Here is a 5,690-nt window from a genome sequence, read left to right as displayed (position 1 = left end):
ACGCCGAAGATGCTGGCGCCGGCCAGCAGCGGGCCGACGTTGACGCCGAGCTCGCTGAGGCCCGTCAGCACGACGACGAGCGCGATCATCACGAACAGCAGCGAGCGCAGCATCGGCAGCAGCGTGCGCAGCCGCGCGGCGCGCACCAGGTTGCCTTCGCGCGTCCAGCGCTGCAGCCGGCGCTCGATCGCGATGTTGGCCGCCTCCCACACGACGAGCGCGACGATCGCCGCGATCGCGATCGTCACCAGCGCGGACGCGAGCCGGTGGCCGATCGTGCCCGTCTCGAACGCGCGGAAGATCGGCACGCCCCAGATCTGCAGCAGCAGCACGACGGTCACGATGCCGATCGCCCCCGACACGATCTGGCGCAGCAGCGGGTAGTAGCGGTACGCGTGCAGATGAACGAGCGTACGGTCGTCGTCGCGGCGCTGGAACAGCCGCGCGAGCGCGCCGAACACGACGATCGACACCATCCGCATCGCGATCATCACGGCGATCGAGCGGCCGCCGAGCGTGATCAGCACGCGATAGCCGTTGTGGACGTCGAGCGCCCACACGAACCACAGTGCCATCACGATGAAGACCGACACGGGCGCCCACGCGTCCGCGAGCGCGTTGCCGACGACCGTGAAGGCCGGACGATCCGCGCCGGCGGCACGAATCCGTGCCGCGACCGGCCGGCGACACTGCAGGATCAGCACCGAGATCATCACGTGCCCGACGAGGGCGACGGCCTTCAGCAGCGCGACATGGCCGGCTTCGCTCAGGCCGAAGTTCGCGGCAATCTCGACGGCCGCCGTGCACGCGCCGACCACGATCACGATCCGTGCGATCGAGCGTTGCACGAAATCGGCCCATGCGTCGCTGATATGCAGCAGCCGCAACTGCCGCGCATCGGGCTGGAAGAACAGCCGGCTGACGATCGTGATGAGTCGGCAGATCACGTAGGTGTCGATCAACGCTTCGAGCGCGGCTTCGATCGGCGTGTCTGCTTCGACGAGCACCGACATCGTCAGGCTCGCGACGCCGACGAACACGAGCAGCGGCACCGCGCGCAGCGCGAGACTGACGAGTGCGCGCGGCATCCGCTGCAGCAGCGTGGTGTGCCGGCGGGCGTGGCCTCGGCTTTGCGAGGATGCGGGGGTGGCGCCTGCGGTGTCTGCGGCTGCGGTGTCGGGTGGGGTGGACGTATCGGGCGGCGGCGCGTGGACTTCGTCCGACGCGGCGGAATCGGATGCGGTGTGGCGCAACGTGTCGGCGCGGCGCGCGGCCACCGTGGCCAGCGCGCGTCGCAGCAGCCGCTTCGCGAGCCATTCGACGATGAGCGCAGGCAGCAGTACCGCGACGAGGATGCCGAGCGTGCGAGTGAGATCCGCGCGCTGGTCGGCGCTGACGAGCTTGTCGTGCCACCAGCTTCCCACCGAACCGATATCGAGCAGCGAGCGCAGCGATTCCTGCAGCGCGTTGCCGATCTGCGTGGCCCAGCGCGATCCCTGGCGGACGAGCATCGAGGCGAGCCCGTTCGACGTGAGCGCGGCCGGCGCCGCGGCAGCCGAGGCGCCGCTGGTGGCAGGCGCCGCGCTGGCCGGCACGGCGGGCGCGCTCAACGCGCCGACGGCCGCGATCGCGCGCAGCGTCGTTTCGACCTGCGCGCGATCGCGCGGGTTTTCGAGCACGTTCAGTGCCTGCCGCGCCTCTTGTGGCGTCAGTGCGGGCGCGGCGCCGGAGGCGGCCGACGCGGCGGCCGGAGCGGGAGCGGCCGCGTGGGCGGCCGACACGACGGCGGCGAGCAGCCAGCCGAGGAGGATATGTCGCATGGAGTGGGCATGCGGGTGCGTCTCGTCACGCGGCCCGCGAGGCTGAATGATGGACGGAAGTTAACATGATTGCGATCGCGACCGAATAGTTCCGTCGCCGGCTATTCGGATCGGGCATGAGCGGCGCGACGCGGGTGTCCTGCGTTCCCGATCGTAAGGCGTCTGTAACGCGTGCTTTCCGATGCCGATGGGCGAAGCGTCACCCGATGAGCGTTCGTCCGGTCTCGTTCCACGCTGGCATCACGTCAGGTGAATTCGGATTCCTATGAATCAGGCCGGATCGTCGTGAAATGCCGGCAAGACGTGCGCCGCGATTTCTTCGATGACGTCGCGCACGGGCCGGTCCGATCCGGGGTTCAGCGTGACATGGTGCGTTCCCGCCGTGCGCATGTCCCGCAGGATATCGGCCAACGCATGGCGCCCGGTTGCATAACCGAGCGGCAGCGCGGTGGCGGGCGTATCGGGATGTGCGGCGAGGTCGAGCCGCATCGATACGCCGAACGCGCGAAATTGCGGCGACGCGAGCCGGTCGACCGCCGCGCGCCACATCGAATAGCGGGCGCGCTGCGTATCCGGATCGCGGTGATAGGTCATCCAGCCGATCGAATGGCGGGCAATCCAGTCGACGCTCTGTCCGCCCGAGCCGACCGCAAGCATCGGCACCGCGTCGCCGTCGCGCGGCAGCAGCGTGAATTCGGGCGCATCGGGCGGCGCCTGGTCGGGCAGCACGCGCGACGGCGCGCCGAGCGCGGCCGCGACGACGTCCCAGTGCGCGCGATAGCGGTCGCGCCGGGTTTCCGCGTCGACGCCGAACGCCGCATATTCGGGCGGCCGGTCGCCGGAGCCGAGCCCGAGGATGAAGCGTCCGCCCGACAGCGTCGCGACCGACAGCGCACCTTTCGCGATATGCAGCGGATGGCGCAGCGGCAATACGATCGCGCCGCTGGCGAGCGCGATCCGGCGGGTGCGCGACGCCAGTGCGCCGAGCAGCACCCACGGGTCGAGATGGCCGACCGGGTCCGGATAGTCGGCGCTGTTCAGCGGCACGTCGCGAATCCACAGCGCGCGAAAGCCGAGTGAATCGGCCAGCGCCGCGAGTTCGAGTTGTTCGTCGAAGTCCGCGACGATGTGGCCGCTGCGAAGCAACGGAAGCGTGAGGCCGATCGACAGCCGCCCGTCAGCAAAGACACGCTGCGCGACGTCGGGGCGGGCGGGAACGGTTGGGGGCATGGCGAATCCTTGAAGGCGAGGCAGGGCGAACGCACAGTGTTCCGTGTCCGAATGCTAGCGTGTTTGCGCGATGCCCGAGCGGGACGGCGCCGCGCTGCGCTAAACGACCTGCGGCGTCGTGCCACGCAACACGAGCCCCCCGCGTGACGCCACGCGTCGCGATGCGCGGTGGTCGCGGTCGGTGCCGTAGAACGGCATGCGTGTGCGAAGCGACGGCGAGTGTGATCACGGCGAGGGTGGGTTCGGGGCGGGCGGCGGCGAGCCGCGGGAAAGGGCAAGGCCGGCGCACGCATCCGGTCGAGGCGCGTCGCCAGCTGTGAGGCGATTGTAAGGCGACTGCCCGTCCCACGCAGAGCCGACGCGACGATGCCAATTGGTCTGGCGGCGCGTTTCAGTTTCGAAACGTTCGCGCTTTCTGACGGGGTGCGATGGCTACCCGCGGCCCGGCATGTGCCCGCGAGGCCTTGCGGCGTGAAGCATGGTGCGCTCCTTGCATGGTTATATGGGCCGTGAGCGCGATCGCGGGTGTTGTCGACCCGGCAATCGCTTCAGTGGGTCGGATGTATCGGAGACGGGGACAAGAGAATGAAAAAAGACCGAAACGCAACGCAGCGTGTTGCAAACATGAATCGCCGACCTGCCCGGGTATTCGCTTCGCCATTGATTGCGGCGACGTGAGCGAGCGGCTTTCCGTTCCATCCGAGCAATCAGGTTCGTTCTGAACGACGACGTGCAGCCGTGACGCACGAGGCCGACCCGTGCCGGTCGGCCGTCGGGGATGCACCACGAACGCAGGCGGATGGCCCCTGGCCTGGATCCCGGAATCGTCATGCCATGGCGCAACGCATGGCGCCGCGCGGCGAATGCGTTTGCATGCCGCGCATCGTGTCGGCGTGACGAGCCAGCGGCACAGGACCGGGCCGGGACAGCCGGTGACGCGCCGATGTGCGCGGCAGCGAGGAACACGTGGAGTCCGGGGAGCGTCCGTCGATCGCGGCATGACGGACGTCGCAATATTGTGCTGTCAGTTGATCCACTACCCCGATGGATCAATTGTTGAAGCGCCCGTCGCCGAGCGGCGACGGGCGTCTTTTTGCGTGCGACGGCTCGTCGTGGCGGCGGCCCGCCCGATCGCACGGCGTTCTGTATCATGTGCTGGCGTGCCTGGCTGCCCGTGCGGGCGCACGGCCTGCCGGCGCGACCGATCACGTTGCCAACATGAACGACAAAGCCTTGCCCGATTCCTCCCTCGCCGACGCCGATCCGGCCGCGCTCGATGCGCTGCAGACCTTCGTCGAGCGTCATCCGCGCCTGCTCGTGCTGACCGGCGCGGGCATCAGCACCGATTCCGGCATTCCCGGTTATCGCGACCGCAACGGCCAATGGATGCGCTCGCCGCCGATCCAACTCCAGGAATTCCTCGGTTCCGATGCCGCGCGGCGCCGCTACTGGGCGCGCAGCATGATCGGCTGGCCGGTCGTCGGCCGCGCGCGGCCGAACGGGTCGCATGTCGCGCTGGCGCGGCTCGGCGACGCAGGGCGAATCGAGCGCCTCGTCACGCAGAACGTCGACGGCCTGCATCAGCGCGCGGGCAGCGACGACGTGATCGAACTGCACGGCGGCATCAACGGCGTGACCTGCCTCGAATGCGGCGCGCATCACGCGCGAGCGACGATTCAGACCGTGCTCGAAGCCGACAATCCCGAACTGCTGGGCGCGCAGGCCGAGCCCGCCGCGGACGGCGACGCGCATCTGGAATGGGCCGCGCTCGATACGTTCCGCGTTCCGGCGTGCCCCGCGTGCGGCGGCTTGCTGAAGCCTGCGGTGGTGTTCTTCGGCGAGAACGTGCCGCGCGAGCGCGTGGCGCTGGCGTCGCAGGCGCTCGATGCGGCCGACGCGCTGCTCGTCGTCGGCTCGTCGCTGATGGTGTATTCCGGCTACCGCTTCTGCGTGTGGGCGCAGGCGCAGCACAAGCCGGTTGCCGCACTCAATCTCGGCCATACGCGCGCCGACCCGATGCTGACGCTGAAGGTCGAGGCGCACTGCGCGCCCGCGCTCGACGCACTCGTGGCGCGGCTGGGGCTCGGGCGCAACAGCGCCAGCACCAGCGACACGACGGAGCATGCATCGTGACCGGCGCCGCTGCTTCGCCCGATCCGTCCGAGCGGCTGTCCGCGCCGGCGGCCGAACGCAATCGCGGGCCGATCCTCGACGTGCTGCGCCGTGTGCTGCCGGCGAGCGGCAGCGTGCTCGAAATCGCGAGCGGCACCGGGCAGCACGTCGTTCACTTCGCGCAAGCGTTGCCGGGCCTGCACTGGCAGCCGAGTGATCCCGATGCGCAGGCGCGGCGTTCGATCGCCGCGTGGGTCGCGCATGCGGGCCTCGCGAACGTCGCCGGGCCGCTGGCGTTCGACGTGCGCGACGCGCCGTGGCCGGTCGCGGCGCTCGACGCGATCGTCTGCATCAACATGATCCATATCTCGCCGTGGGCCTGTACCGACGCGCTGTTCGCGGGCGCGTCGCGCGTGCTGCGTCCGGGCGGCGTGCTGTTCCTGTACGGTCCGTACCGTCGCGAAGGCCGGCATACGGCGCCGTCGAACGAAGCGTTCGACCGGCAGTTGCGCAGCCGCGACCCGTCGT

Annotated in this window: 4 protein-coding genes; 2 read left to right on the top strand and 2 right to left on the bottom strand. The window is 69.6% G+C overall.

Annotated features, from left to right (window positions below):
- Both JMF90_RS21465 and JMF90_RS21460 read right to left on the bottom strand, forming a co-directional pair.
- A partial coding sequence (locus JMF90_RS21465) for a mechanosensitive ion channel protein (protein ID WP_201325407.1) occupies nt 1-1,820 on the bottom strand: 1,820 nt, incomplete at its 3' end.
- A 270-nt stretch (nt 1,821-2,090) separates the two neighbouring features.
- Complete coding sequence (locus JMF90_RS21460; RefSeq protein ID WP_011548127.1) at nt 2,091-3,050, bottom strand: LLM class oxidoreductase; 960 nt, start codon at nt 3,048-3,050, stop codon at nt 2,091-2,093.
- Between the two features lie 1,218 nt (nt 3,051-4,268).
- Between JMF90_RS21460 and JMF90_RS21455 the strand changes: the two genes are divergently transcribed.
- Together JMF90_RS21455 and JMF90_RS21450 are read left to right on the top strand one after the other, a co-directional pair.
- Nucleotides 4,269-5,183 carry an NAD-dependent protein deacetylase gene (locus tag JMF90_RS21455; RefSeq protein ID WP_012338489.1) on the top strand — a complete coding sequence of 305 codons (915 nt, stop codon included), beginning with the start codon at nt 4,269-4,271 and terminating at the stop codon, nt 5,181-5,183.
- Nucleotides 5,180-5,690: DUF938 domain-containing protein (locus tag JMF90_RS21450; protein WP_201325406.1), on the top strand; the 511-nt coding region annotated here is incomplete at its 3' end. The genes JMF90_RS21455 and JMF90_RS21450, both read left to right, overlap by 4 nt.

The organism is Burkholderia sp. E168m23, assembly GCF_016586125.1.
Lineage (GTDB): Bacteria > Pseudomonadota > Gammaproteobacteria > Burkholderiales > Burkholderiaceae > Burkholderia > Burkholderia orbicola.
This window is presented reverse-complemented; position numbering and strand designations above follow the sequence as displayed.

What these genes read in the sequence shown, in the direction of transcription:
- JMF90_RS21460 (WP_011548127.1), bottom strand. Translation starts at nt 3,050, where the DNA reads ATGCCCCCAACCGTTCCCGCCCGCCCCGACGTCGCGCAGCGTGTCTTT.
- JMF90_RS21455 (WP_012338489.1), top strand. Translation starts at nt 4,269, where the DNA reads ATGAACGACAAAGCCTTGCCCGATTCCTCCCTCGCCGACGCCGATCCG.